The organism is Mesorhizobium calcicola (assembly GCF_042682105.1).
Taxonomy (GTDB): Bacteria; Pseudomonadota; Alphaproteobacteria; order Rhizobiales; family Rhizobiaceae; genus Mesorhizobium; species Mesorhizobium calcicola.
The window spans coordinates 1-24,936 of sequence record NZ_JBHUGY010000023.1; the positions used below are offsets into that span (position 1 = coordinate 1).

The window sequence follows — 24,936 nt, forward strand, 5'->3', positions numbered from 1 at the left end:
TTGAGCGAGGCAGAGCGCCGCTTCCTGATGCGCACAGACTGGGGCTTTGTCCATCAGAACCCAGCCGATGGGCTGCGCATGACGGTTTCGGCCGGCGCCAATGTCGGCGAGCGGCTGATGGCGGTCGGCGACCGTCACTACGGCAAGATCCGCGCCACGGCCGTCGACTGGCTGTCGCGCGTCGAGATCGACGAGGACCGCATCGACGACGAGCCGCGCGCCTTTTCCGGCGGCATGCGCCAACGCCTGCAGATCGCCCGTAACCTCGTCACCGGGCCGCGGCTGGTGTTCATGGACGAGCCGACTGGCGGCCTCGACGTCTCGGTCCAGGCCCGCCTGCTCGACCTGTTGCGCGGCCTGGTCACCGATCTCGGCCTCGCGGCAATCGTCGTCACGCACGACCTCGCCGTGGCGCGGCTTCTGTCGCAGCGCATGATGGTGATGAAGGACGGCCGCGTCGTCGAAAGCGGTCTCACCGACCGCGTGCTCGACGATCCCCGCGCGCCCTACACGCAATTGCTCGTTTCCTCGATTCTGCAGGTATAAACCATGGCGACGCCCCTCGTTGTCTCCGACGTCGCCAAGAGCTTCACCATGCATCTGCGCGACGGCATCAAACTGCCTGTCGTCGCCGGCGTTTCGTTCTCGATCAGGGCTGGCGAATGCACCGTGCTCGGCGGCCCGTCCGGTGCCGGCAAGAGCTCGATCCTGAAGATGCTCTACGGCAACTATGCCGTCGATGAGGGCCAGATCATCGTCGGGCACGACGACGGCCTGATCGACCTCGCCACGGCCAGCCCACGCACCGTGCTTGCCATACGCCGCCAGACCATCGGCTATGTCAGCCAGTTCCTGCGCACCGTGCCGCGTGTTTCGGCGCTGGATGTAGTCGCCGAACCGCTGGCCGAGCGCGGCGAGGAGCGCGAGAGCGCGCGCGATAAAGCTCGTTCCTTGCTGGCGCAGCTCAACCTGCCGGAAAAACTGTGGGCGCTGCCGCCGGCAACCTTCTCCGGCGGCGAGCAGCAGCGCGTCAACATCGCGCGCGGCTTCATCACCGAGCACCCGATCCTGCTGCTCGACGAACCGACCGCCTCGCTCGATGCCAGGAACCGCGACGTGGTGATCGACCTCATCGCCGCCAAGAAGGCCGCGGGCGTCGCCCTGCTCGGCATCTTCCACGACCACGACGTGCGCGAGGCAGTTGCCGACCGCATCATCGACGTCACCGCTTTCGCTCCAGGAAAAATCGCCGCATGACCAGGAAATTGTCGGAGACGCCGCTGGTCCACCCGACGGCGGACGTGCAGAACTCGACGCTCGGCCGCTGGACCGAGATCGCCGATCGCAGCCGGGTTTCCGAAAGCGAACTGGGCGACTATTCCTACATGATGCAGGACTGCGCCGTCTGGTGCGCGACGATCGGCAAGTTTTCCAACATTGCAGCCAGCGTGCGCATCAACGCCACCAACCACCCGACCTGGCGGCCGACGCTGCACCACTTCACCTACCGCGCCTCGGATTATTGGGACGACGCCGAGCACGAGAGCGAGTTCTTCGCCCAGCGCCGCGCCAAACGCGTCACCATCGGCCATGACACCTGGCTCGGCCATGGCTCGACCATCCTGCCCGGCGTTGCCGTCGGCGATGGTGCGGTGGTCGGCGCCGGTGCCGTGGTGTCGAAGGACGTCGCCCCCTACACCATCGTCGGTGGCGTGCCGGCAAAACCGATCCGCGAGCGTTTCGACCGCCGCACCGCCGAACGCTACCAGGCGCTCGCCTGGTGGGATTGGGACCATGCAAGGCTGCGCGCCGCGCTCGACGATTTCCGCTCGCTTGAAGCTGAGGCCTTTCTGGAAAAATACGGCGGTTAGAGCAACTCCAGAAAAAGTATGAAACGGCTTTCCCGGGAAAAGCGCGTAGCGCTCTCCCCTGGGAATTGCCTGAAAAAGAGATAGAGCGGCGAGACGACCGCTCTTATCAATCACATCATTGTCATGGGGTGAGCCTGTTTCATACCCCTGACACATCGCCGGGGCAGGACGCCGTCTTACCTTTGGAGATCGCAATGCCTGCTTCTGTCAGACCCTCGCTCGCCGGATTCTTTGCCGGCTCAAATCCGCAGCCACCGGTTCATCTCGGCACGCGCTACGACACCTCGGGCAATTTCCTGATCGAGCCCGGCAACACGGTCGTCAGCCATCTCGTCGGCGGTTCGCCCTCCGAGGCCGTGGTGCTTGCGGTGCGAGACCAGATGCTGGCGATGCCCGATGCCGACCGGCTGGCCTTCACCCCCGTCTCCAGCCTGCACATGACGCTGTTCCAGGGCATCATCGAATATCGCCGCCGCTTGCCTTACTGGCCGCATGACGTGCCGCTCGACACCAGCATCGACGCGATGACCCGCCTGTATCTGGAACGGCTGAAGGGTTTCAAAGGCTTCGGCCCGTTCAACATCAAGGTGGTCGAAATCGTACCGACCGGCCTCACCGTCGCCGGCGCGACGGACGACGACGTGCGCGTCATGCGCGCCTGGCGCGATGCCCTGGCGGTGCCGTTCGGCTACCGCCATCCCGATCATGACAGCTACGTCTTCCACATCACCTTCGCCTATCAGATCCAGCGTCTTGCGGACGATCGGGCGACCGCATGGCAGGAACTGTTCGATGATTGCCGCGCGCTTTTCGCACGGCAGGCTCCCGTGATCGAAATCAAGACCCCGGCCTTCTGCGCATTCCGCGACATGGAGCATTTCGAGGAATTGCTGGTGCTTGGCTGATCGACGGCCACAGGTGCCTGACGCCGCGCCTGTGGGCAGTAACAAAACTGACATCAATCCGACACCGCAGGTTCATGGCGCTGCGCTAGCCAAGGGTTAACAGACCCTTCAACCGCGACTGGACTGGAAACGACCATGTCTGCCACGCTCGAAATCCGCGGCGTCACCCGACGATTTGGCAAGAACACCGCCGTCAGCGACATCAACATCTCGATTCCGCAGGGTCAGATGGTTGGCGTCATCGGCCGTTCGGGTGCTGGCAAATCAACCCTTCTTCGCATGATCAACCGTCTCATCGATCCCAGCCAGGGGTCGATTTTTTTTGACGGCGCCGAGGTCTCCCAACTGCGTGGTTCGCCGCTGCGGCGCTGGCAGCGCGACTGCGCAATGATCTTCCAGCAGTTCAACCTGGTGCCGCGCCTCGACGTGCTGACCAATGTGCTGCTCGGCAAGCTAAACCACCGTTCGACCCTGTCGAACCTGCTCGGCATGTTTTCCCGCGCCGAGTGCGCCGAGGCGGTCGCGGCGCTCGAGCGGCTCGACATCGCCCGCACCGCGATGCAGCCTGCCGGCACTTTGTCGGGCGGCCAGCAGCAGCGCGTCGCCATTGCCCGCGCCATGATGCAGCAGCCCAAGGTGATTCTCGCCGACGAGCCGATCGCTTCGCTCGACCCACTCAACGCCAAGGTGGTGATGGATTCGCTGCAGGACATCAATCTGCGCGAAGGCATCACCGTCGTCACCAATCTGCACACGCTGGACACTGCCCGCGCCTACTGCAACCGCATCATCGGCATGGCCGCCGGCAAGGTCGTCTTCGACGGCCCGCCGGAAGAGCTCAACCGCGAGGCCGTCCGTCTCGTCTATGGCGCCGACAGCAATGGCGGCGAAATCTCCGAGGCCATCACCTCGACCAGCATCGCCTACAAGCAAAAGATCACCGCATCCGCCGGACCGCTCGAGCCTGCATTTCCGGGATATTGAGCTCATGATCCCGAAAAGTGGAGACCAGTTTTCTCGGACAAACGGAAACCCGTTTTGTCCGGAGATCATGGATCAAGAACGAGCGACCTGGATCGCCAGCCCGCGTCAAGGGCACCTGTCAAAATCACCAACGCTGCCGGCGCGGGGCCGGAACCCACAGGAGAGATATCCAATGTTCAGGAAGATGGTTTTTAGCGCCGTTTCGGTGCTCGCCATGGCGACCAGCATGGCCCACGCCGCCGATATGAAGGAATTCCGCGTCGGCATCCTTGGCGGCGAGAACGAAACCGACCGGCTGCGCAACTACCAGTGCCTGGCCGACCATCTGAAGGCCGAATTCGGCTTCGAGAAGGTCTCGCTGTTCCCCGCCGCCGACTATGACGGCGTCATCCAGGGCCTGCTTGGCGGCACCCTCGACTTCGCCGAACTCGGCGCTTCCGGCTATGCCAGCGTCGTCCTCAAGGACCCGAAGGCGGTAACCCCGATCCTCACCACCCAGCAGACCGACGGCGCCACCGGCTATTATTCGATCGGCCTGGCGCTGAAGTCCTCCGGCATCACCGACATCAAGTCGGCCAAGGGCAAGAAGCTCGGCTACGCCGATCCGGATTCGACCTCCGGCTATCTGATCCCGCTGACCCAGATTCCGAAGGACACCGGCGCTTCGAACGAAACCTTCTTCGCTTCGACCCGGTTCAATGGCGGCCACGAGAACAACGTCCTGGCCGTGCGTGACGGCAAGGTCGACGTCGCGGTGGACGATTCCTCGGGCATCGGCGATTTCAAGAACGGCTACACCTCCGGCACCTTCCACAAGGAAGTCGCCAAGGGCGCCGTCGACCCCAACGACTTTGTCGAAGTCTGGCGCTCGGGCCTGATCCCGAACGGCCCGCTGGTCGTTCGCACCGCGCTCGGCGACGAGATGACCTCCAAGCTCACCGACTTCTTCACGCAGCTGCCCAAGAAGGACAAGGCTTGCTTCGAAGGCGTCGAAGGTGGCGATTTCACCGGCTACGTCCCGGTGAAGCCGGACTTCTACAACGTCATCGTCGAAGCCCGTAAGGCAGCCATCGGCGGCTAACGGCAAAAACCAGGAAGGGCGGCGTCGAGAAAACGCCGCCCTTCTTGCATGTCCGATCATGACCCTTTCCGTGACAGCCCCTTCCGGCGCCACACACCAGATGGCCGATGCCTGGCGACGCCAGATATCGCTGCGCCGGCTCTATACGGTGCTCGGCGTCGGTTTGCTGCTTGCCGCGATGTTTGCGAGCATGTGGTTCGCCGACGAAGCCAATGCCGGGCACTTCTTCGACCGGCTGCCGCACATTCTGGATTTCCTGAGCTGGCTCATCCCCAAGGATTGGAACGACGTCTGGCGGGCGCTGTTCGACATCGCCTCGCCGCATGACACCGGCACCCAGGAATTCAACTTTCCGCTCGGCCGCGTCTATGTCTGGGGCGGCTTTTACATCCCTGAATATTTCGAGCTCATGCTGACCACGGTGAATGTGGCCCTGGTCTCGACCTTTGTCGGCTTCATCTTCGCCGTACCGTTTTCCTTCATCGCCGCGCGCAATCTGACGCCGCATCCGGTGCTGAGGCTCGTCGTCAAGCGCTTCATGGAGCTGCTGCGCGCCTTCCCCGAGATCGTCATTGCCGGCCTCTTCGCGGCCATCGTCTCGACCGGTCCGATCGCAGCCATCATCGCCATCGGCCTGCATTCGATCGGCGCGCTCGGCAAGCTGTTCTATGAGATCAACGAGAACATCGACATGCGCGCCGAGGAAGGCCTGAGGGCGGTCGGCGCCAACTGGTTCGAGCGGGTGCGCTTTGCCGACCTGCCGCAGGTGCTGCCCAACTTCATGTCCTACACGCTGCTCCGCGTCGAGATCAATGTGCGCGCCTCGACCATCATCGGCGCCGTCGGCGGCGGCGGCATCGGCGAGGAATTGAAACTCTCGATCTCACGCGGCTTTGGCGCCAAGACATTGGCGCTGGTACTGCTCTTGTTCACGACCATCTTCATTATCGACCAATTCTCCGCCTGGCTGCGCCGCAAGATGGTCGGCGAACAAGCCTTCCTGATAGGTGCTTAGCCATGATCCCGAAAAGTGGAATCCGGTTTTCGGAAAAAATCATGGCAAAACCCGGAGATAGAGCCCCATCCCGGTTCTATCGGGATGGATCAGGCTCTTGATCATGGCGACGATGACCGCCGACGAAATCCGTTCGATCGAGGAGCGCTACCCGCAAGTGTTCCGGCGGCCGCTGTACAAGCGCTTTGCCCCGCTGTTCCTGTTCGTCGGCATCCTGCTCTACCTCATCTATGCCTTGTGGTTCTTCAGCCTGCCGCAAGTGCTGCGGGAATCGCACTGGGAACGCCTGCCGCTCTTCCTGTCGCAATGGATCAGCTACGACCTGCAGCCCGAGTTCCGCCTCGACCAGCCCGAGATAACACCGAAATACCCGCGCTTTTCCGCGCTTGGCGAGAACCCGAATCCAGATTGGGTCATCAAGAACGCGGACGGCACCTTTAGCGTCCTAATCGACGGCCCCGGCAAGTCCGTCACCTTCGACAAGACCAAGGCGACGATCGTGGCCAATGGCGAGACGGTGCCGGTGTCGCTGACCGACGGCAAGCCGGTGATCTCGGGCCCGGTGCCGGACTGGATCACCGCGCATGACGACGAGGTGGTGGCCAAGATGGGCTTCGCCGGGGAGGTGCGTGTCACCATCGACCGCGTCAAGGTCCGCAAGCGCTTCCTCGGCTGGGCGAATTTCGTCTTCGACACGCGCTCGCCCTTCTTCGGCAAGTCGGCCAGTGAAGTGGTCTCGCTGATCGTGTCCGGCCCCGAACTCAAGCCCGGCACCTCGAACCTCGCGCTGGCGGGAGACAACATCTGGAACAACGCCCAGTGGCAGCACGGCGACGTCTGGACGAAGTTGCTGCAGACCATCGTCATGGCCTTTCTCGGCACGCTGCTCGGCGGCATCGTCGCCTTCCCGCTTGCCTTCTTCGCCGCTCGCAACATCACGCCGAACGGGCTGCTCAGCCAGGTGCTCAAGCGTTTCTTCGACTTCATGCGTTCGGTCGACATGCTGATCTGGGCGCTGTTCTTCACCCGCGCCTTCGGCCCCGGCCCGCTGGCCGGCAGTGCCGCGATCTTCTTCACCGAGATCGGCACGCTGGGCAAAACCTATTCGGAAAGCCTCGAGAACATCGACGATAAACCGCGCGAGGGCATCAAGTCGACGGGCGCCAACGGCTTGCTGGTGCAGCGCTATGGCGTGATGCCTGAAGTGATTCCGGTCTTCATCAGCCAGACGCTCTACCAGTGGGAATCCAACACCCGCGGCGCCACCATCATCGGCGCCGTCGGCGCCGGCGGCATCGGCCTGAAATTGTGGGAAGCGATGCGGACCAACTCCAACTGGGCCAATGTCTTCTACATGGTGCTGCTGACGCTGGCCGTCGTCTTCATCTTCGACAACATATCCAACTTCCTGCGCCGCCGGCTGAGCCGGACCATCCACGACTACAACAGGATCCAGGCCGAGCAAGGCTAGCGATCTTGGCACCATGATTGGCAGCGGCCGGCCCATCGTGCCTTCGTCATCCACGGGCGGAGCAAGGAGCGAAACGACGCGGCGCAGACCCGAGGATCCATGCCGCCACGTTGGCCGTGGAATACAGCGGTTCAAGGAGAAGCGTCCACGCGCGCGCCCTACCCTGCCGACGTCTTGCGCATTTCTGCACCGCAGCGACGCTCAAGAGGCACGGCATGGATCCTCGGGTCTCCGCGTCCGCTTCGCTCCCGCTCCGCCCGTGGATGACGAAGTTTACGCTTTCTTCCAGCCGTCCTTGATATGCTTGTAGCCTTCACGATAGACGGCTTCCGGGCTCTCGGAAAAATCGCGCCACACTTTGGTCGCCGCCGCCAGGTCCTTCAGCGAACGGCCGAACGCCTCGATCGTCAGCCAGTCATCATAGCCGCTCTTGCGGATGGCGGAGAACGTTTCCTTCCACGGAATGTGGCCGCGCCCCGGCACGCCGCGATCATTCTCCGAGATGTGGACATGAACGACATTCCTGCGGTGTTTCGTATAGGCACCGATCGGGTCGGCCTCCTCGATATTGGCGTGGAAAGTGTCGTACATCGCCTTGATGTGCGGCCGGTCGATGGCGTCGATATGCTCGGACAGATCCGCCATCGTGTTGAGGAGGTAGCATTCGAAGCGGTTCAGCGCCTCGAGCCCGATGGTGACGTTCCTCTTGCCGGCATGGTCGCCGATGGCGCGTTGCGAGGCGACCGAGCGCTTCTTCTCGGCAGCCGTCGGCCCCGAGCCGGAAAAGGCGCCGAGCGTCGAATGCAACGGGCCGCTCAGCGTCCTGGCGCCGAGCGCATCGGCGCAGTCGACAGCCCATTTCATGTAGTCGACACCGGCCTTGCGCGTCGCGGCGTCGGCCGAGATCAGGTTCATCGCCGGATCGCCCATGGCTGACACGGCGGTCCGCTCCAGCCCGATGCGGTCGAGCAGTTCACCCAATTTCTTGTAGTCGTCGGGCGCGCCGGCGAAGATCGGTATCTCGACGCCATCGAAACCGGTTGCCTTGATGTCGCGGAGCAACGGCTCGTGTTTCTTCGACACCGCCGTTGTCCATAAGAACATGCACATGCCGATCTTCATCGACGCCCCTCCCCCAGTGAATTCGCCGGTCGAAGCTACAGTTTCGTCCAGGCCCCATTCTTCTTCGACGACTTCACACAGGCTTCGATGAAGGCCATGCCCTCGACGCCGTCCTCAATGGTCGGGAAGACGACATCCTTTGCCGGCTTGCCGCCCTTCTTGCGCGCCGCGCGGATGGCGCGCGCCGCCTCCTGGTAGATATTGGCGAAACCTTCGAGATATCCCTCGGGATGGCCTGGCGGCACACGGCTGACACGCCCCGCCGCCGGCAACGCGCCGGCGCCGTTGCGAGTGATCAATTGCTTCGGCTGGCCGAACGGCGTGTACCAGAGATAGTTCGGGTCGGCCTGCACCCATTCCAGCCCGCCCTTGGAGCCATAAATGCGCAGCTTCAGCCCGTTTTCATGGCCGGGCGCCACCTGGCTTGCCCAGATCATGCCCTTGGCCGGATGCGTCTTGCCGGCCGGCTTGAAGCGCAGCATGACGTTGACATTGTCGTCGAGCAGCCTCCCCGGCACGAAGGCATCGAGATCGGCCGACAGGGTATCGAGCTCCAGTCCCGAGACGAAGCGCGCCAGATTATAGGCATGGGTGCCGATGTCGCCGAGCGCGCCGCCTGCGCCTGCCTGCTTGGGATCGCCACGCCACGACGCCTGCTTCTGGCCGGTGGCGGCAAGGTCCTCGGTTAGCCAGTCCTGCGGATATTCGGATTGCACGATGCGGATGTCGCCGAGCAGGCCCTTGGCCACCATTTCGCGCGCCTGCCGCACCATCGGATAGGCGGTGTAATTGTGGGTGAGCACGAACACCTTGCCGGTCTTCTCGACCACGGCGGCCAGCTTCCTGGCTTCGGCCAGCGTCGTTGCGAGCGGCTTGTCGCAGATGACGTGGATGCCGGCCTCGAGGAACGCCTTGGCCGCCGGCACATGCACATTGTTGGGGGTGACGATGGCCACCGCCTCGATGCCGTCGGGCCGCTTGGCCTCGGCCTTGGCCATTTCGGCATAGGACGCATAGCTGCGATCCGGGTCGAGCCCGAGTTCGGCGGCCGATGCCTTGGCACGTGCCGGATCGGAGGACAGCGCGCCGGCGACCAGCACGAAATCATTGTCGATGCGCGCCGCGATCCGGTGCACCGCGCCGATGAAGGCGCCCTGCCCACCGCCGACCATGCCGTAGCGGATCGGGCCGCCTCCCGTTTCCGACTTCGATGCGCCGACCATGTTTTTCTCCTCGTGTCTGAAATAGCCCTCCCCTCGGGAGGGTCGATCCGCGGCCGCGGATCGGGGTGGGATGGTGGAGGTAGAGCTCGGCATGAACCGACCCCACCCTTCGGGCTACCCTCCCCTCATGGGGGGAGGGACAGCCCTAAATTCCCATCATGCCGCGCAGCACTTTCTTGTCTGTGGTGCCGCCTGCAAAGTCATCGAATGCCTTTTCCGTCACCCGGATGATGTGGTGCTGGATAAACGGCGCACCCTCTGCCGCGCCGTCTTCCGGGTGCTTCAGGCAGCACTCCCATTCCAGCACCGCCCAGGAATCATAATTATATTGCGTCAGCTTGGAAAAGATGCCGCTGAAATCCACCTGTCCGTCGCCGAGCGAGCGGAAGCGGCCGGCGCGGTTGGTCCAGCTCTGGTAGCCGGAATAGACGCCTTGCCGCCCGGTCGGGTTGAACTCGGCGTCCTTGACGTGGAACGCCTTGATGCGCTCGTGGTAGATGTCGATGAATTCGAGATAGTCGAGCTGCTGCAGCAGGAAGTGCGACGGATCGTAATTGATGTTGCAGCGCTTGTGGCCGCCGACCGCCTCGAGGAACATCTCGAAGGTGGCGCCGTCGAACACGTCCTCGCCGGGATGGATCTCGTAGCCGACATCGACGCCATTGTCCTCGTAGACGTCGAGGATCGGCTTCCAGCGCTTGCCGAGCTCGGCAAACGCCTCCTCGATCAGCCCGGCCGGCCGTTGCGGCCAGGGGTAGAGGTAAGGGAAGGCCAGTGCTCCGGAGAAACTCACCGAGGCGTTCAGCCCGAGATTGCGCGACGCCTTGGCGCCGAACTCCATCTGTTCGACCGCCCATTTCTGCCGCGCCTTGGGATTGTTGTGCACCGAAGCCGGCGCAAAGCCGTCGAACTGCGCGTCATAGGCTGGATGCACCGCCACCAGTTGCCCCTGCAGATGCGTCGACAGTTCGGTGATCTCGATACCGGCATCCGCACAGATGCCTTTCACCTCGTCGCAATAGGCCTTGGAGGATGCTGCCTTCTTGAGATCGAACAGCCGCGCGTCCCAGGTCGGGATCTGCACGCCCTTGTAGCCGAGACCAGCCGCCCATTTGGTGATCGAGGCCAGTGAATTGAACGGCGCGGCATCGCCCGCGAACTGCGCCAGAAACAGTCCAGGGCCCTTCATTGTCGTCGGCATCGGCATCCTCCCTCATTTTTCTCGCGACCGAGCATAGCGCCGATTGGAAGCAGGGCCAGCCACTTTGGTCTTTTCACACCGGGCGCTTGCGCGCACCACCATTCTGGTATTACCAAATGCGAGAATTTGGTCAAGCCTCGCAATACATTGCCGGAACCCTTCATGTACGCGAATGAGGTGTATATATCTCAATATAATCAATGAAATAATTCAGAATGAGCGCAGCAGTTCACCGCTTCTTGCCGTCCATAAGAAATTGCTGTAGACCTCGCTTCAGGCCCAATTGGTCGAACCAGTTTGCGAAAAAAGGCTGGGGATGCCTTGGGGAGGAACCCTTGCGTCGCCTTTTGGCGATGCATGTCGCAGGCGAACCATAAGGACGAATTTGGGAAGGACAGGCCATGCATCTTTCGACGCACAACTGGATGCGGGCGGAACCGTTGGAGACGACGCTCAAGCGCATCAAGAAATTCGGCTATGAGTCGATCGAGATTTCCGGCGAGCCCGAGCAATACAAGACCAAGGAGACGCGGGCCCTGCTGAAGGAGCATGGCATCCGCTGCTGGGGCGCGGTGACGCTGATGCTGGGCGAGCGCAACCTCGCCGCCAAGAACCAGGGCCAGCGCGAGCGTTCCGTGCAGTATGTCAAGGACGTGCTGACCATGATCAGCGAACTCGATGGCGAAATCATCACGCTGGTTCCGGCAACCGTCGGCAAGGTGGTGCCTGATGGCACCGAGGAAGAGGAATGGAAGTGGGTTGTCGACGCGACCCGTGAATGCTTCACCCACGCCAAGAAAGTCGGCGTCAAGATCGCTGTCGAGCCGCTCAATCGCTTCGAGACCTATCTTTTCAATCGCGGCGCCCAGGCCCTGGCGCTGGCTGACGCGGTCAGCCCCGAATGCGGCGTCTGCCTCGACGCCTACCACATCCACATGGAGGAATTTAACGTCTATGACGCGATCCGGCAGGTCGGCAAGCGCCTGTTCGACTTCCATGTCGCCGACAACAACCGCTTTGCCGCCGGCCTCGGCCAGATCGACTGGCCAAGGATCGTCGCCACGCTGAAGGAGGTCGGCTACGACGGCGCGCTGACCAACGAGTTCGTCGCCCCGGTCGACCGCACGCCGGCCGCGCCCTATCCCGACATGGTCGAGCGCCACCCGGTCGACATCTCGCCCGAACAACTGAAATTCATCCAGGATCACGGCTCCAGCGTGTTGACGGAGAAATTCTACACCGACCAGATGCGCATCACCGCCGAAACGTTGCTGCCGCTGATCAAGTAGTCGACTGCCTGTTGGGAAATTGCCCTTTCGCCCTGACCGGCGGCAGGGCTGGGGAAGACCATGCGCATCAAGACCGTCCAAGCCTGGTGGATCCGCGTCCCGATCGAAGCCGCTCGGCAACACCGCAGCGACTTCGGTCAGGTGACCACCTTTGACGCCGCCATCCTGCGCATCGAGACGGATGACGGGCTGGTCGGCTGGGGCGAAGGTAAGAACGCCGCCGGCAGCGCCGGCAGCTACGGCGCCCTTGTCCACATGCTGAACCATGAGGTCGGGCCGCAACTGATCGGTCGCGATCCGGCCGACATCGGCGTCATCTGGGAGACACTCTACAACGGCGTTCGCCACGACAGCGCGGCCCGCGCCGGCCACGCCATGCCGCAACTGGCACGGCGCGGCATGAGCATAGCTGCCATCAGCGCCGTCGACATCGCGCTGTGGGATATCTTGGGCAAATCGCTTGGTGTTCCGGTCTGGCTGCTGCTCGGCGGCCGCAAGCTCGACCGCATGCCGGCCTACGCGTCCGGCGGCTGGGCGGCCGCCGACGGCATCGGCGAACAATTGAAATCCTACATCGCCAAGGGCGGCTTCAAGGCGCTGAAGATGCGGGTCGGCGCCATGGATGGCGCCGCGCATGTTTCCGCCGCCCGCGTCCGCGCCGCACGGCAGGCGCTCGGCCCCGATGTCGAGCTGATGGTCGACGCTCACGGCACCTACACGGTGGCCGAAGCCAAGCGCTTCATCCACCTCGTCAACGATCTGGACCTTGCCTGGTTCGAGGAGCCGATTATCGCCGACGACAAGCCGGGCATGGCCGAAGTGCGGGCAAGCGGTGCCGTTCCGATCGCCACCGGCGAGAGCGAGGCGACGCGTTATGCCTTCCGCGATCTCGCAATGCTCAAGGCCGCCGACATCTTCCAGCCCGATCCGGCCTTCTGCGGCGGCATCAGCGAGGCGATGAAGATCGGCACCATCGCCAGCGCCTTCAACCTGCGCTTTGCGCCGCATCTGTGGGCCGGTGCGCCCTGCTTCTTCTCCGGGCTGCACATCTGCGCTGCTTCGCCGGCTAGTTTCACCGTCGAATATTCGCTCGGCGCCAACCCGATGATCCATGATCTGATCGAAGAGACTGTCGAAGCCAAGGACGGTATGATAGCGATCCCGGAAAAACCGGGTCTGGGATTCAGCATTTCCGAGCGGTTCCTGGAGGCGCACGCGCAACGCGGTTGACGATGAAAGAAAAGAACCTCCTCGCGGAACTCGCTGCCTACCTGTTCTCCCATTCGGACAAGGAGAGCGGCCGAACGCCGTCGGAACGGGAGTTGGCGGAGCAGTTCGGCGTCAGCCGCGGCCAGATCCGCGAAGCGCTCGCCATCCTGGAAGCCATGCGCATCGTTGAGCGCCGGGCCAAGTCCGGCATCTACATCGACACCAAGCAGGCCAGCGTCGAGGCAATGGCGCTGTTCGCGCGCGCCGGCCTGCCGCTCGATCCGATCCAGATCTACGAGACGGTCGAACTGCGCAAGATTCACGAGATCAAGGCGGCCGAGCTCGCCTGTTCGCGCGCCACCGAGGAGAATTTCGAGCGGCTGCGCGAAATCCTGAAAGCGTCGGAAGAGCGCATCGCCGCGGGCGAAGGCCTTGCCAAGGAGGACCGCGAATTCCACCTCGAGATCGTGCGCGCGACCAAGAACAGCGTCTTCCACAATGTCTGCAGCGTCTACTACATGATGGGCGAGCAACGCCTGCCGATCTATTTCAACGACCCCGAGCGCAGCGTGCGCTCGCATGCCGAGCACATCCAGATCTATGAGGCGCTGCTGCGCCGCGACGGCAATCTCGCCCAGGCGCTGATGAGCGCGCATCTGCAGGGCGCCGAGAGCTACTGGAAGGGCCTGATCGAGGGTCATGAAGAGGAACCTCAAAGCCCGACGCTCGAAAAAGCCTGACCGACATGGCCCGCATCCTCACCACGCACCCCCTGCATCCGCGCGCCTCGGCCATGTTGGCCGGCGCCGGCGAGCTTATCGTCGCTTCCGCGCTCGATCCAGGCACGCTGGCCGCCGAGGCGAAGAACGCCGACATCGTCATCGTGCGCGCGCCTCTGCCGCCACAGCTTTTCGAGGGTGCCGCGAAGCTGAGAGCGGCGATCCGCCATGGCGCCGGGCTCGATATGATCCCGATGGAAGCAGCGTTCGCGGCCGGTGTGCTGGTGGCGAATGTGCCGGCGGTCAATGCCCGCTCGGTCGCCGAACACGTCATGTTCGCGGCCCTTGCCCTGCTTCGCCGCTTCCGCATCGTCGACCGCGACCTGCGCGCGAAAGGCTGGCTCACCGGCCGCGAGCACGCCAACTCCAACAGCGAACTTGCCGGCAAGACGATCGGCATCGTCGGCCTCGGTGCCGTTGGCCAGGCCGTCGGCCATATTGCGGCGCATGGCTTCGACCTGAAGGTGGTGGCAACGACGCGCAGCATGCAGCCGGCGCCGGAGAAAGTCGGCTTCCTGTCGATCGACGCGCTGGTCGAGCAGAGCGACATCATCGTTTTGTGCTGCCCGCTGACGCCGGAGACGCGTGGCCTGATCAATCGCGAGCGGATCGCCCGCATGAAGCCCAATGCGCTGCTGATCAACGTGTCGCGCGGACCGGTCATCGACGACGACGCGCTGATCGAGGCCTTGCGGAAACGCCGCATCGGCGGTGCCGCGCTCGATGTGTTTGCGACGCAGCCGCTGCCGCCAAATCATCCCTATTTCAGCTTCGACAATGTCATCATCACCCCGCATATGGCCGGCATCACCGAGGAATCGATGATGCGCATGGGCGTCGGCGCGGCCGGTGAAGCCTTGCTCGTGCTGGCCAACAAGCTGCCGGTCAACCTGCGCAATCCCGAAGTGGTCGATCACTACCGGCGGCGGTTTGCGGCGAGCCTGTAGCACATCGCCGTTTCGCCTCATTTTCTGGCGAGGTTTGCGCCCATGTCCAGGCTTCGCTCCGTGCTGCTGTCTCTTGCCACGGCTTCGACAAGCCTCGTGCCGTCGCTTGCCGCGGCCGAGAGCAGCTATGTCTATTGCGACAATGGGCTGCGCTGCTTGAAGGCGCCTTGCCCGTCGAACAGCGCGCTCGACCTTGCCACCGGCACGATCATCAAGGGCGTGTCGATCGACAGCAGCGGATTGCCGCAGGCCGACAAGGCGTTGACGGATCTTTCAGACGCGCTTTACGCCGGAAAGCTCGTCGTCAGGGGATCGATCGAGCATCGCACGCAGACCATCGCCGGAAAGGACTACAGCCTGCCCTGGCTGGTCGCGACCGGCATCGTGCGCGCAGCCAGGGACAGCGAACGCAAGCATTGTTCGTCGCACTGATATTCACAGGGGTCACGGACCAAGCAAACGCTCCACCTCGGCCGCGATCCGCAGCAGATGGTGGTCGCGGCCATTGCGCGCCATCAGCATCAATCCTGCCTGTCGCACCATGCCCGGCATCGGCAGCGAGATCGCACAGAGGTCGAACTGGTTGGCGACCTGCGTGTTGCGCAGCAGCAGGCCTTCGGTGCGGTCGCGCAGGCCTGCGTCCTTGGCGATGGAAACGATCGTCGGCGCGGTCACCGGTGTGGTTGGCAGGGCCAGCACATCGACCGATGCCAGACGCTCGTCCATGGCGGCGACGAGCGCGGCGCGGCGGCGTATCGCCCTGATGTAGACTGGCGTTGGTATAGAAGCGGCGCGCGACAAGGGCCCGCTGACGTGCGGGTCGACCGGCACCAATGCCCCTGTCGCCAACCAGTCGGCATGGATCTCGGCCCCTTCCATGGCGGCAATCGAACCACGCCTGGTGGCAGAACGCATATCTGCGAGCAGGTCGTCGATCGATATCTCCGCCAGGTGCGCGCCAGTCTGCTCGATCTTGCGAAGGCTGCGATCGAACGCCGCGGTGATCGCACTTTCGGTGTCTTCGAAAAGAACGCCGCGCGTAATACCGACGCGAAGCCCGGCAAGTGGGAGCGGCACATGCAGTGCCGGCGGTTCCTCGCCGGCCATCGCGGCGTCGGCGATCGCGCACGCAGCGACACTCAGCGCGAGCGGTCCGATCGAATCCAGAGTCGCGGATAATGGATAGGCGCCGGTCAATGGCACGCGCCGCGCCGTCGGCTTGAAGCCGACGACACCGTTGAGCGATGCCGGTATGCGCACCGAACCGCCGGTATCCGAGCCGATGGCGATGTCGCAGGTGCCTTCACCAACGGAAACGCCTGCACCCGAAGACGAGCCGCCCGGGATGCGGCTGGCATCCGTCGCATTGCCGGGCGTGCCATAGTGCGGGTTGTCCCCGATCGCGGTGAAGGCGAATTCGGTCATATTGGTCTTGCCAATGATCACCGCGCCGGCCTGCCGCAGCCGGCCGACTATGGCGGCATCGCGCAGGGCGGGCGCGGCGTTCCTGGGCATCAGCGAGCCGGCCGTGGTTGGTTCACCGGCGACATCGAACAGGTCCTTGATCGAGACAATGGTGCCGTCGAGCGGTCCGAGCGTCACGCCGGCCCGCTTGCGGGCATCGCTGGCGTCGGCCGCGGCCCGCGCGGCCTCGGTGTACAGCTTGGTGAACACGCGTTCTTCGTCGACACGGGCGGCGAGGCGCGCCATGATGTTTTCTTCCAGATGATCGCGGACTGAACGCATTTTCGGTGTCGGACTCCAGACGCCTTGAACGTCTTAAGGGGTGGCGGCCAGCGCATGGCTTGCCGAGACTTAACCCGGCGCAAGCGGTTTTGCACACTGCCGAACACGAGGAAAATATCCGATGCTCTACAAAGGCAGCTGTCACTGCGGCAAGGTCACCTTCGAATTCGAAGCCCAGCTGGCCGGCGCCGTGCGGTGCAATTGCTCGATCTGCTCGCGCAAAGGTGCCCTGTTGTGCGCCATCCCGCACGAGACCTTGCAGGTTCTGGCCTGGGGCGATGATCTCGGCACCTACACATTCGGCAACCACGCCATCGCGCACCGTTTTTGCCGAGCCTGCGGAATCCACCCCTTCGCGGAGGATGTCGGCGAAGGCGGTGAACGCAGCGCCTACGTCAACATGCACTGCGTTGCGGATTTCGACCCTTCCACCTTGCCGGTCTTCGACTTCGACGGGCGTGCGGCCTGAGCCTGTCGGTACCCCCGGTCACATCGGCCGCTTTGGCAAAGTCGTTTGCCGCTGCCACACAACGGCATCGGCCCGAAAACCGTGATGGGTCTCGGGCCGACGCGCAATGTCAGGGAAGCGATCCCCGGATGGTGAGTCCTGCGCCTACTCGGCGCGCTTCGGGCCACGCAGGAACACCACGACAGCCGCCAGCAATGTCGCCGTGCCGCAATAGGCGAAGGCGCTGGACACACCGGCATGATCGACCAGCAGGCCACCGAAGACAGCGCCCAGCGCAATCGCCACCTGGAACGTCGCAACCATGAGCCCGCCGGCGCTTTCGGCCTGATCGGGCGCGGCCCGCACCAGCCAGCTCTGCAGCCCGACCGGCACCGCGCCGAAGGCAAAGCCCCAGACTGCAACCGCGGTGGCGGCGATCGTGGGCAAGGCGCCGAAGACCAACATCGAGGCAGCGGCCACGGCAATCAGCAAGGGCGCCAGCGCAACGGCTGCCTTGAGGTTGCGTTCGGCCAGGATGCCGCCGGCAACATTGCCGAAGAAGCCGCCTATGCCATAGGCCAGCAGCACCAGCGAGATCGTCTCGATGTCGAGCACCGGGACCTTCTCGAGGAAGGGCCGGACATAGGTGAAGCCGGCAAAGTGCCCGGAAGCGACCAGCAGCACGACCAGCAGCGCCATCCTGATGGAGGGACGCTCGAGTACGTCGAGCAAGGTGCGGAAGCTTGCCACGCCCATGGGCGGCAATTTCGGGATGGTGGCAACCTGCACCAGCAGCGCCAGGGCGCCGACGACGGTCGCGATCATGAAGGCCGTGCGCCAGCCCCAGATGTCACCGACATAGGCGCCGACCGGCGCCGCGCAGACCGTTGCCAGCGAAACGCCCGTGAGGATGATCGACATGGCGCGCGGCATCAGCCGCATCGGCACCAGCCGCAGCGCCATCGCCGCCGACATCGCCCAGAAGCCGCCGAGCGCAACGCCGAGCACGACGCGGGCAAGCAGAAGCACGGTAAGCGATGAGGCAAAGGTGGCCAGCAGGTTGGAAAGGATCAGGAACATCGTCAGCATCCACATCACCAGCCTGCGGTCCATACGCCTGGTGATGATGGCCATAGTGGGCGCGGCAATGGCGCCGACGATGGCGGTCGCCGTCACCGCTTGTCCGGCCACGCCTTCGGTGACGCCGAGGTCGCGCGCCATCGGCGTCAGCAGGCTGGCCGGCAGGAACTCGGCGGTAACGAGGCCGAAAACACCAAGTGCAAGCGAGACCACGGCACCCCATGCCGGCTCGGTTCGTTCATCGGATTCCGCAGGGTTCAGAAGAGTGGCGTCGATGACGCCTGTCGCGGGTTCGGCCATGGTCAGTCTCCGATCTGTTTGCAGCGCCGCATAGGGAACGACCGACTGGGGCTCCACCCCTTTACATGCCTTGCCGTCGCGGCTTGGCTATGTGGCCGGTTTCCAATCTTGTTTGCAGCGCAGCATTTGGCTGCAACGCAACATAGGGAGTGACCGCCTGGAGTTTCCATGCTAGAAACCCCATTATGCTTGACCATTCGTCCAAAATCCCGATCACTGGCGATCCGCTCACCGACATCTTGCGCGGGCTGCGCCTTGATGGCGTCGAATATGGCCGCTGCGAAATGAAGGAGCCCTGGGGCATCCAGTTCCCGGCCCAACCCGGGGCGCGGTTTCATTTCATCGGCCGCAGAGGCTGCTGGCTGAAGCAGCCATCCGGCGAATGGGTGCAACTCAACGCAGGCGATGCAGTGCTGCTGCCGCGTGGTGCTGCCCATACCCTCGCCAGCGAACCCGGCGCTCAGGCCTGGCCGATCCACGGCTACGAGCTCGAAGAGGTCTGCAAGGACGTCTATTGCACGTCGAACGCAGAGATGTGCGACAAGAATTGCCAACCGGGAACGCTGCTGTTTTGCGCCAGCATGTATTTCAATCTCGATGGCCTGCATCCCTTGCTCAGCATGATGCCGGATGTGATGCGCACGCATGAGCTGGAAGCCTACGAACCGGGCATACCGCATCTGCTGGACTCGATGGCGCGCGAAGTGACCATGGAGCGCGTCGGCTCCGGCGGCATCCTGGCGCGGCTGGCTGACGTGCTTGCCGCCACCGTCATCCGCTCATGGGTCGAGCGCGGTTGCGGCGACTCGTCCGGCTGGATCGCGGCGGTCAGGGACCGCGAGATCGGCCGCGTGCTGGCCGCCATCCATCTCGAACCGAACCACGACTGGACGGTCGATGCGCTGGCCAGGATGATGGGCGCCTCGCGATCGGGATTTGCCGAGCGGTTCGCCACCATCGTTGGCGAAACGCCGGCAAAATATGTCACCCAGGTGAGAATGCACCAGGCGAGACAATGGCTGGTCCGCGACCGGATGAAGATCTCCGTCGTTGCCGCGCGCCTCGGCTATGAATCGGATGCCGCCTTCAGCCGTGCCTTCAAGCGCGTCATCGGCTCGCCGCCCAGCCACCTTCGCGCCGAGGAAAGCGGCTCGGCGTTTCCGTGAAACCATGAACCGCTCTGGCCTATGTTGACCGTGACTGGCTGATCATTCCGGGCTAGAAACCGGCATGGATTTCAGCTCAACCAGGAACATCTTGCCGGCCTCGGGCGGTCCGCTGACCGACATGTTGCGCGGTTTGCGGCTGGACGGCGTCGACTACGGCCGCTGCGAGCTTGGCGAGCCGTGGGCCGTGTTGTTTCCAGCCCAGAAGGCGGCGCGGTTTCACTTCATCGGCCGCCGCGGATGCTGGCTGTTTTCGCCATCCGGGGAATGGTTGAACCTGAAGGCCGGCGATGCACTGCTTTTGCCGCGTGGCGCCGAGCATATCCTTGCCAGCGCGCCAGGCGTCCAGGCCGTGCCGATCGAGAGCTACAGTGTCGAGCCATTGCAGGACAACGTCTTCAATGTCTCGAATGGAGGCCATGGCCCGAAAACCTTGCTGTTTTGCGGCAGCATGCACTTCAATCTGGGCGGATCGCACCCTTTGCTGGGCATGATGCCGGAAATGATGCGCGCGGGGGAATTGATGGTGGGTGAGCCTGGCATTCCGCATCTGCTGGAGGCCATGGCAAGCGAAGTGACTGTAAACCGACCCGGCTCTGGCGGCATGCTGGCGCGGCTCGCCGACGTGCTGGCCGCATCCATCATCCGTTCATGGGTAGAGAACAGCGGCGGCGACACCACCGGCTGGATCGCGGCGATCAGGGATCGCGACATTGGCCGCGTGCTGGTGGCCATTCATCTGCAGCCCGACGGGAACTGGACTGTCGAAGCGCTCGCCAGGGAGATGGGCGCTTCACGTTCGGCTTTCGCCGAACGCTTCACCGCCATCGTTGGCGAGACACCGGCAAGATATGTTTCCCGGGTGCGCATGCATCAGGCACGGCTGTGGCTGGTCGAGGATCGGATGAGAGTATCAGTGGTCGCCGCCAAACTGGGCTACGATTCCGAAGCGTCGTTCAGCCGGGCATTCAAGCGGATCGTCGGCATCGCGCCTGGCCATCTGCGCACCAACGGCACAGTCGAACAACATTAAGGTCATGCCGAAACGCTGCCGTAGGCAGCCGGATTGGATGAATTGCCAAGCCTTCCGGACGCAATGTCATTGCCGGGTTGACCGCATGCAATAGCTTGCCATCGCACGGCAAGTGAGGGTCCGACAGCAGTCGGCCCAGGAGGAGAACCAATGCCAAATCATCTGAAGGTCCTGGCGCTCGCCGCCATGTTCGTGGTCCCGGCGCGCGCCTTTGCCCTTGAAGACAGCTACGTGCCGACCGACAAGATCCCCTATGTCGCCGAAGCGCCGGACCAGCCGCAGCGCCTCGGCGCGCTTTGGGGTGACCGCGCCAAAGGCCCGGCTGGAACTTTGCTGAAAGTGCCAGGCAACTGGCGCGCGCCTGTTCACGCGCACACCGCCGACTATCGCGCGGTGGTGATCCAGGGACTGTGGGCGCACTGGCAGATGGACGGTGGCGAAGCAACCAAGGTCGAGCTGCCTCCCGGGTCCTACTGGACCCAGAAGGCCGATGAGATGCATGACGACGCCTGTCTGTCCGACACCGAATGCGTGATCCTGCTGATCAACGACACGCCTTATGAGACCTACCTGCCGAAATAAGCGAGGTTGCGGCCTATGACGCGTGGCGCAAATTGACGCCGCTGCCCTTGTCGAACAGCACCACCTTGTCCGGGTTCCAGGCAAAGCGCACCGGCTGCTCGATGGCGACATCGGTCCTCGCCGGCACGGTGGCGCGCAGCATGGCGTCGCCGACGCGCAGCGTCAGGATCTTTTCGACGCCATGGTTCTCGACATCGTGGACGTGCGCCTCGACCGGCGCGCCGCTCTCGAGATAGACGTCCTCGGGACGGATGCCGAAGACGAGTGGGCGACCATCGGTCGCCGCACTCGCCTTGGGTCCCCCTGAAAAAGGCAGTTCGAAGTTCAGCGGCGCCATCACCGCGCGGCCGTTCACAAGCTTGCCGTCGATCAGGTTCATCGGCGGCGAGCCGACGAAGCTTGCCACATAGGTGTCGCGCGGATTGTTGTAGATCTCATGCGGCGTGCCGGTCTGGACGATGCGGCCGTGGTTGAGCACGCCGACCTTGTCGCCCATCGACATCGCCTCGATCTGGTCGTGGGTGACGAACAGGAAGGTGGCGCCGAGCTGCATTTGCAGGTTCTTGAGTTCTGTGCGCAGCGCCTCGCGCAATTTGGCATCGAGCGCCGACAGCGGTTCGTCCATCAGGAACACGCGCGGCTTGCGCACGATGGCGCGGCCGATCGAGACGCGCTGCATCTCGCCACCGGACAGGCGATCGGTCTTTCGGTCGAGCAGATGTTCGATCCTGAGCGTGCGGGCGGCGCGATCGACGCGGTCCTTGATCTCGGCGTCAGGCAGCCGGCGGATCTTCGACTTCAGCGGGAACTCGAGATTTTCCCGTACCGTGTAGCGCGGATAGAGCGAGTATTGCTGCAGCACCAGCGCCACGTCGCGCTCTGCCGCACCCCAGTCTGCAACGTCGACGCCGTCGATGAAGACATGGCCTTCGCTGGGCTTCTCCAGACCGGCGATCAGCCGCAGCGTCGTCGTCTTGCCGGCGCCCGTCTCGCCGAGCAACACAAAGAACTCGCCATCGGCGATGTCGAGATCGAGCCCGGTCAAGGCCGTGTGATTGCCGAATGTCTTCGAGATGTTCTTGAGCTGGATATGGGCCATGGTCAGTTGTCTCGATGCTTTGCGAGGACGGTCTGCCCTCCGATATGGCTCCGGGCGTTCGACTGTTCGAAAAGCCAAATCGTCGGCTTTTCGCGGCCTGCGGCCGTCACAGTCTCACCCCCAGCGACTTGCCGCTTGCCGTGTCGAAGAAATGCGCCTGGGCCGGATCGACCCGGGCGAAGACCTTTTCGCCTGGACCGCTGACGAAGCCGCTCTTGGTGCGGGCGCGCAGCATCTTGGAGCCGACCTTGAGGTCGACGATGTCGAAGGAGCCAAGCGGCTCGACGATCTGCGTCTCGACCAGCAGGAACCCGTCAGCCGCGTCGCGACGGATGAGGACGCCTTCGGGGCGGATGCCGAGCGCGAGTTGGCCGCCGGCATGGCCGTTGAGCTTCGACAGTAGCGCCCGTGGGAATTCAAAGCCGGCGGCAGCCCCGCCGACCGTCACCGAGACCGAGGACGCCGTCTCGGCGACCGCCACGTCGGCGACGTTCATCACCGGACTGCCGACGAATTGCGCCACGAACAGATTGGCCGGGTGCGAATAGACCTCGTCCGGCGTTCCCACCTGCTGCAGCACGCCTTCATGCATGATGACGATGCGGTCGGCGAGGCTCATCGCCTCGATCTGATCGTGCGTGACATAGATGGTGGTCGAACCCTGCTTGATGTGGAGCCGCTTGATTTCGGCCCGCATCTCCTCGCGCAGCTTGGCGTCGAGCGCGCCGATCGGCTCGTCCATCAGCATCGCCTTCGGCCGCCGCACCAGCGCCCGGCCGATGGCCACGCGCTGCATGTCGCCGCCCGAAAGCGCCGACGGTTTCTTGTCGAGCAGGTCCGATATCTGCAGCGTCTTGGCGACCGAGCGCACCTCTGAGTCGATCTCGCTCTTGCTCTTGCGCGTGGCGCGCAAGGGAAAGGCGATGTTCTCGTAGACGCTCATATGCGGGTAGAGCGAGAACGACTGGAAGACCATGGCGATGTCGCGATCGGCGGCCTTCAGATGCTGGATGGGCTTGCCGTCGATGAGGATATCGCCCTCGTCGATCGTTTCCAGACCGGCGACGGCACGCAAGGTCGTCGTCTTGCCGCAGCCCGACTGGCCGAGCAGAACGATGAACTCGTTGTCGTTGATCTTCAGGTTCAGGTCCTTGATGACCTGAACGGCACCGAAGAATTTCTGGACGCCGCGAAGCTCGATCTGGGTCAATGCTGTGCTCCCGGATTTCGCATCTGTCCCGTGCCGGCCTTTTCTTCCGGCGCGATCTTCGATGTGATGTTGAAGCCGATCAGCCCGATCAGGATGATCGTCAGGCCGTATGTGTGCAGCGGCATGTTCCAGGGCTGGCAGAGTGCGACGATGCCAAGCACCATCAGCACCTGGCTGCCGGGCTCCAGATATTTCTGATTGATGGCGCGAAAGCTCATTTGCGGATTGCTCCGAAGGACATGCCGCGCAACAGATGATTGCGGAGCAGGAAGGTGAAGATCGCGACCGGAAGCAGGAACAGGAAGGTCCCCGCGGCGATCACCGACCAGTCCGGCAGGCCGGAGCCGACCTGGCTGGGGATGAAGGGCGGTGCTGTCTGGGCACGGCGGCTGGTCATGATCAGCGCGAAGGCATATTCGTTCCACGCTGTGATAAAGCAGAAGACGGCGGTAGCGGCGATGCCGGTTGCGGCCTCGGGCAGCACGATCTTGAAGAAGGCCTCCATGCGCGTGTAGCCGTCGACGAGGGCTGCCTCTTCATACTCTTTCGGGATCTCGTCCATGAAGCCCTTCATCAGCCACACCGAGAAGGACAGGTTGAAGGCGGTGTAGAGGATGATCAGCCCGACATGGGTATCGTTAAGGCCGACCGCCCGGTACATCAGGAACATCGGAATCGCCACCACCACCGGCGGCAGCATGCGTGTCGACAGGATGAAGAACAGCAGGTCCGCCTCGCCCTTCACCTTGAAACGTGAGAAGCCATAGGCGGTGAACGTTCCCATGCCGACCGCCAGCATCGTCGAGGTGATGGCGATGATCAGCGAGTTCAGGAAACGGCTCGGATAGCCGGACCACTGTACCTGGCCCTTGCCGTCACGCACGATCTTTTCGCCGCCGTCGAAGACGACGCGCTCCCACCAGGGAGCGGCCGCATACTCCTCCGGCGACGCCGGGTTGCGCATCTGCGAGCGCTTGGCGAACAGCTTGACGAAGGGCGATATTTCCGGCTGGAAGACGACCGTCGGCGGGATGGTGGTGGCGAGATTGCGCGGCTTGAACGCCGTCGAGGCAATCCAGTAGATCGGCGCAAGGAAGATGATCGTCACCAACAGGACGGCGACGATGGCGACACGGTTGAAGCCGATTTCGGAAGAAGTGCGTACGGCAGCCATC

General features: G+C 63.5%; 26 protein-coding genes. 17 read left to right on the forward strand and 9 right to left on the reverse strand.

The features are described from left to right. The 8 genes from phnK to phnE (ACFSQT_RS15125) all read left to right on the forward strand — a co-directional run. Window positions 1-546, forward strand: a 546-nt coding sequence (phnK, locus tag ACFSQT_RS15090; RefSeq protein ID WP_379019879.1) for a phosphonate C-P lyase system protein PhnK, incomplete at its 5' end; no start/stop codon positions are given. A gap of 3 nt (window positions 547-549) precedes the next feature. Further along, window positions 550-1,257 (forward strand): phosphonate C-P lyase system protein PhnL, encoded by a 708-nt coding sequence (gene phnL, locus ACFSQT_RS15095; protein WP_379019881.1) that lies wholly within the window; start codon window positions 550-552, stop codon window positions 1,255-1,257. Further along, on the forward strand, window positions 1,254-1,871 hold the full coding sequence (locus tag ACFSQT_RS15100; protein ID WP_379019883.1) for a DapH/DapD/GlmU-related protein: 618 nt from the start codon (window positions 1,254-1,256) through the stop codon (window positions 1,869-1,871). Before phnL ends, ACFSQT_RS15100 begins: the two co-directional genes overlap by 4 nt. Before the next feature lie 194 nt (window positions 1,872-2,065). Further along, window positions 2,066-2,776, forward strand: coding sequence for a DUF1868 domain-containing protein (locus ACFSQT_RS15105; protein ID WP_379019885.1), 711 nt, complete (start codon window positions 2,066-2,068; stop codon window positions 2,774-2,776). 135 nt (window positions 2,777-2,911) lie between these two features. Beyond that, the gene (gene phnC / locus ACFSQT_RS15110; RefSeq protein WP_379019887.1) at window positions 2,912-3,760 is read left to right on the forward strand and encodes a phosphonate ABC transporter ATP-binding protein; all 849 of its coding nucleotides are present in this window, start codon (window positions 2,912-2,914) and stop codon (window positions 3,758-3,760) included. A gap of 172 nt (window positions 3,761-3,932) precedes the next feature. Beyond that, entirely contained in the window at window positions 3,933-4,841 is a 909-nt protein-coding gene (phnD, locus tag ACFSQT_RS15115; protein WP_379019889.1) for a phosphonate ABC transporter substrate-binding protein, read from the forward strand. A 58-nt stretch (window positions 4,842-4,899) separates the two neighbouring features. Then, the gene (phnE, locus tag ACFSQT_RS15120; protein WP_379019891.1) at window positions 4,900-5,856 is read left to right on the forward strand and encodes a phosphonate ABC transporter, permease protein PhnE; all 957 of its coding nucleotides are present in this window, start codon (window positions 4,900-4,902) and stop codon (window positions 5,854-5,856) included. Window positions 5,857-5,959: 103 nt separating this feature from the next. Next, window positions 5,960-7,327 (forward strand): phosphonate ABC transporter, permease protein PhnE, encoded by a 1,368-nt coding sequence (gene phnE, locus ACFSQT_RS15125; RefSeq protein ID WP_379019893.1) that lies wholly within the window; start codon window positions 5,960-5,962, stop codon window positions 7,325-7,327. Between the two features lie 273 nt (window positions 7,328-7,600). On the opposite strand, the gene ACFSQT_RS15130 is transcribed toward phnE (ACFSQT_RS15125), so the two are convergent. The 3 genes from ACFSQT_RS15130 to ACFSQT_RS15140 form a co-directional block, all read right to left on the reverse strand. Further along, the gene (locus tag ACFSQT_RS15130) at window positions 7,601-8,449 is read right to left on the reverse strand and encodes a sugar phosphate isomerase/epimerase family protein (protein ID WP_379019895.1); all 849 of its coding nucleotides are present in this window, start codon (window positions 8,447-8,449) and stop codon (window positions 7,601-7,603) included. A 35-nt stretch (window positions 8,450-8,484) separates the two neighbouring features. Further along, window positions 8,485-9,672: a Gfo/Idh/MocA family protein gene (locus ACFSQT_RS15135; protein WP_379019897.1), complete on the reverse strand. Its 1,188-nt coding sequence runs from the start codon at window positions 9,670-9,672 to the stop codon at window positions 8,485-8,487. Window positions 9,673-9,817: 145 nt separating this feature from the next. Beyond that, window positions 9,818-10,873, reverse strand: coding sequence for a sugar phosphate isomerase/epimerase family protein (locus ACFSQT_RS15140; protein WP_379019899.1), 1,056 nt, complete (start codon window positions 10,871-10,873; stop codon window positions 9,818-9,820). A 401-nt stretch (window positions 10,874-11,274) separates the two neighbouring features. Here ACFSQT_RS15140 and ACFSQT_RS15145 point away from each other — a divergent pair, with 401 nt between their 5' ends. The 5 genes from ACFSQT_RS15145 to ACFSQT_RS15165 are packed head-to-tail and all read left to right on the forward strand — an operon-like array spanning window position 11,275 to window position 15,529. Next, entirely contained in the window at window positions 11,275-12,162 is an 888-nt protein-coding gene (locus ACFSQT_RS15145) for a sugar phosphate isomerase/epimerase family protein (RefSeq protein WP_379019901.1), read from the forward strand. Window positions 12,163-12,222: 60 nt separating this feature from the next. Further along, a complete protein-coding gene (locus ACFSQT_RS15150) occupies window positions 12,223-13,392 on the forward strand; it encodes a mandelate racemase/muconate lactonizing enzyme family protein (protein WP_379019903.1) in 1,170 nt (389 codons plus the stop codon). 2 nt (window positions 13,393-13,394) lie between these two features. Then, window positions 13,395-14,111, forward strand: a complete 717-nt coding sequence (locus tag ACFSQT_RS15155; RefSeq protein ID WP_379019905.1) for a FadR/GntR family transcriptional regulator — start codon at window positions 13,395-13,397, stop codon at window positions 14,109-14,111. 5 nt (window positions 14,112-14,116) lie between these two features. Continuing rightward, on the forward strand, window positions 14,117-15,097 hold the full coding sequence (locus ACFSQT_RS15160; RefSeq protein ID WP_379019907.1) for a hydroxyacid dehydrogenase: 981 nt from the start codon (window positions 14,117-14,119) through the stop codon (window positions 15,095-15,097). Window positions 15,098-15,139: 42 nt separating this feature from the next. Then, window positions 15,140-15,529, forward strand: a complete 390-nt coding sequence (locus ACFSQT_RS15165; RefSeq protein WP_379019909.1) for a hypothetical protein — start codon at window positions 15,140-15,142, stop codon at window positions 15,527-15,529. A gap of 12 nt (window positions 15,530-15,541) precedes the next feature. Here ACFSQT_RS15165 and ACFSQT_RS15170 read toward each other — a convergent pair whose 3' ends face one another. Then, window positions 15,542-16,843 carry an amidase gene (locus ACFSQT_RS15170; protein WP_379019911.1) on the reverse strand — a complete coding sequence of 434 codons (1,302 nt, stop codon included), beginning with the start codon at window positions 16,841-16,843 and terminating at the stop codon, window positions 15,542-15,544. 121 nt (window positions 16,844-16,964) lie between these two features. Here ACFSQT_RS15170 and ACFSQT_RS15175 point away from each other — a divergent pair, with 121 nt between their 5' ends. After that, window positions 16,965-17,312, forward strand: coding sequence for a GFA family protein (locus tag ACFSQT_RS15175; RefSeq protein ID WP_379019913.1), 348 nt, complete (start codon window positions 16,965-16,967; stop codon window positions 17,310-17,312). Window positions 17,313-17,456: 144 nt separating this feature from the next. Here ACFSQT_RS15175 and ACFSQT_RS15180 read toward each other — a convergent pair whose 3' ends face one another. After that, window positions 17,457-18,671 carry an MFS transporter gene (locus ACFSQT_RS15180; RefSeq protein WP_379019915.1) on the reverse strand — a complete coding sequence of 405 codons (1,215 nt, stop codon included), beginning with the start codon at window positions 18,669-18,671 and terminating at the stop codon, window positions 17,457-17,459. Window positions 18,672-18,856: 185 nt separating this feature from the next. On the opposite strand from ACFSQT_RS15180, the gene ACFSQT_RS15185 reads away from it, so the two are divergent. From ACFSQT_RS15185 to ACFSQT_RS15195, 3 genes are all read left to right on the forward strand, one after another. After that, a complete protein-coding gene (locus ACFSQT_RS15185) occupies window positions 18,857-19,837 on the forward strand; it encodes an AraC family transcriptional regulator (RefSeq protein ID WP_379019917.1) in 981 nt (326 codons plus the stop codon). Window positions 19,838-19,901: 64 nt separating this feature from the next. Continuing rightward, complete coding sequence (locus ACFSQT_RS15190; protein WP_379019919.1) at window positions 19,902-20,870, forward strand: AraC family transcriptional regulator; 969 nt, start codon at window positions 19,902-19,904, stop codon at window positions 20,868-20,870. A gap of 150 nt (window positions 20,871-21,020) precedes the next feature. Further along, a complete protein-coding gene (locus ACFSQT_RS15195) occupies window positions 21,021-21,452 on the forward strand; it encodes a DUF4437 domain-containing protein (protein WP_379019921.1) in 432 nt (143 codons plus the stop codon). Between the two features lie 13 nt (window positions 21,453-21,465). On the opposite strand, the gene ACFSQT_RS15200 is transcribed toward ACFSQT_RS15195, so the two are convergent. From ACFSQT_RS15200 to ACFSQT_RS15215, 4 genes are all read right to left on the reverse strand, one after another. Continuing rightward, window positions 21,466-22,551 carry an ABC transporter ATP-binding protein gene (locus tag ACFSQT_RS15200; protein WP_379019923.1) on the reverse strand — a complete coding sequence of 362 codons (1,086 nt, stop codon included), beginning with the start codon at window positions 22,549-22,551 and terminating at the stop codon, window positions 21,466-21,468. Between the two features lie 106 nt (window positions 22,552-22,657). Further along, the gene (locus ACFSQT_RS15205; protein WP_379019925.1) at window positions 22,658-23,761 is read right to left on the reverse strand and encodes an ABC transporter ATP-binding protein; all 1,104 of its coding nucleotides are present in this window, start codon (window positions 23,759-23,761) and stop codon (window positions 22,658-22,660) included. Then, window positions 23,758-23,979, reverse strand: coding sequence for a hypothetical protein (locus tag ACFSQT_RS15210; protein ID WP_379019927.1), 222 nt, complete (start codon window positions 23,977-23,979; stop codon window positions 23,758-23,760). The genes ACFSQT_RS15205 and ACFSQT_RS15210 overlap by 4 nt, the downstream gene beginning before the upstream one ends. After that, a complete protein-coding gene (locus tag ACFSQT_RS15215) occupies window positions 23,976-24,935 on the reverse strand; it encodes a carbohydrate ABC transporter permease (protein ID WP_379019929.1) in 960 nt (319 codons plus the stop codon). The genes ACFSQT_RS15210 and ACFSQT_RS15215 overlap by 4 nt, the downstream gene beginning before the upstream one ends. Window position 24,936 lies beyond the last annotated feature (1 nt).